A 2008-nucleotide genomic window follows, 5' to 3' on the forward strand; every position below is an offset into this window, starting at 1 on the left:
CGCGCCCGCGAGCTGGCCAAGACCTTCTGACCGGTCCGCGACCGGTTCCCCGGCGTTCCGGTCGCGGCGATCGACTCCGCGGAGTACGTGGTCAAGGCGGGCCCCGGGCTCGTCGACGGCGTCGAGGCCCTGGCCTGGGTGCTGCACCCCGACCGCGTGGCGGAGCCGCCGCCGGGTCGGGTCAGTCGGGTCCAGCACCCCCGCGGCGGCCCACCAGCCGGGCCAGAAACGGTGCCACCAGCAGCATGAGGATCACCCGCAGCACCTGGACGGCCACCACGAACGTGACGTCCCCGCCGGACGAGATCGCCGTGGCCAGCACGGCGTAGACGCCACCGGGGGTGGTGGCGAGGTAGCCGTCGAGCAGCGACGTGTCGGTCGACCAGGACAGCAGCAGGCCCAGCCCGGCGCAGGCCCCGACGATCAGCAGGATCAACGCGGTCGCCGTCGGCAGGACGCGCAGCACCGTGCGCAGGGCGGGGCGGGTGAAACGCAGCCCCGCCTGCCAGCCGATGACGGCGTAGGCGAGGTCCACCAGCAGCTCCGGCGGCGACGCCCCGAAGGTCAGCCCGCCGAGGCTCAGCGCCAGCGCGATGACCATGGGACCGAGCAGCGCCCCGGCGGGGACGTGCAGCCGGTTCGCCACCGGGACACCCACCGCACAGACGGCGACCAGCGCCACCCCGAGGTACCAGGGCCCGCCTGCCTCCTCCGGCCCCGAGCCGACGCCGACGTGCGAGGCCCCGAAGACCACCGTCGCGACGATCGGCATGGTCGCCGTCACCATCCCGACCCGCAGGTACTGGATCACCGAGACGATCCGCTCGTCGCCACCCAGCTCGCGGGTGACCGCGACCAGCCCCGACGCCCCGCCTGCGGTGAGCGCGAGCATCCCGGTGAGCGGTGAGACGCCGCGTTGCAGGCCGAGCAGCAGCCCGGCGGCCATGCTCACCACCAGGGTCCCGAGGCTGACCAGCAGCACCGGCAGCCAGTCGGCGGCCACGGCGGACAGGGTCTCCGGCCGTGCCAGGACCCCAATGACGACGCCGATCACGGCCTGTGCCCCCGACGTCGCCTGCGTGGCGACGCGGGCGGGCCCGATCCCGACCAACGCGAGCACGGTGCCCACGGCGAGGCCTGCGAACAGGGCGGGCGACGGCACGCCGAGGACCTGCAGGACGGCCGTCAGCCCCACGGTGAGGACGACCAGGAGCGCCCACCGCCCCCAGGGGATCCCTCGCACCGCCATCCGCGAACCCTGTCACGCCCGCCCCGGCGGATGGCAGAGTGATCTCCGATGCACCCCGTCAGCGCTGACACCCCCGACACGCCCGCCGCGGACACCCCCGTCGGACACCAGCTGGCCGCCCTGACAGGACCCGGCGCGGAGTTCGCGCTCCGGGAGGAGACCGTCCGCGGGATCCCGATGCGCGTCTACCGCCGCGGGCCGCACACGCTGGCCGAGATGTTCGCGGACTCCGCCGCGTTCGCCGACCGGCCGCACTCGTTCTACCGGGACGAGAGCCGGACCTTCGCCGAGCACCGGCGGCTGGTCCACGGGCTCGCGCACGCGCTGGCGGCGGAGTACGGGCTCGCGCCCGGCGACCGGGTGGGCATCGCGATGCGGAACCTGCCGGAGTGGGGCGTCGCGTTCTGGGCGGCGCAGGTAGACCACGCGGCAGCGGGAGCGGATCGTGACCGGTACGTCGTCCGGGTGGTCCGAGGGGGCGCAGAGCAGGAAGACAGTCTGGGGCGCGGGCTCCTCCACCGCCTTGAGCAGCGCGTTCGCCGCACCCTCGGTGAGCCGGTCCGCGTCCGTGATCACGAGGATCTGCCACTTCCCGGTGGACGGCCGCCGGGCCGCGAGCTGCACGAGGTTCCGCATCTCGGCCACGGAGATCGACAGACCCTCGGGGACGATCTCCCGAACGTCCGCATGGGTGCCCGCCAGCACCGTGCGGCAGGCCGGGCACTCGCCGCAGCCGCCGGTGGGGCACTGCAGCGCGGC

Annotated in this window: 1 protein-coding gene and 2 pseudogenes; 1 reads left to right on the forward strand and 2 read right to left on the reverse strand. The window is 74.7% G+C overall.

Annotated features, from left to right (window positions below; genetic code table 11):
- Window positions 1-181: 181 nt before the first annotated feature.
- Complete coding sequence (locus H5J29_RS30540; RefSeq protein ID WP_181784415.1) at window positions 182-1249, reverse strand: AbrB family protein; 1068 nt, start codon at window positions 1247-1249, stop codon at window positions 182-184.
- A gap of 216 nt (window positions 1250-1465) precedes the next feature.
- Here H5J29_RS30540 and H5J29_RS35570 point away from each other — a divergent pair.
- Window positions 1466-1603: pseudogene (locus H5J29_RS35570) on the forward strand (hypothetical protein); the annotation flags it as partial.
- A gap of 12 nt (window positions 1604-1615) precedes the next feature.
- On the opposite strand, the pseudogene H5J29_RS30545 reads toward H5J29_RS35570, so the two are convergent.
- Window positions 1616-2008, reverse strand: a pseudogene (locus H5J29_RS30545) (DNA polymerase III delta subunit-related protein); the annotation flags it as partial.

Origin of the sequence: Pseudonocardia pini (assembly GCF_013870575.1) — a bacterium.
GTDB lineage: Bacteria > Actinomycetota > Actinomycetes > Mycobacteriales > Pseudonocardiaceae > Pseudonocardia > Pseudonocardia pini.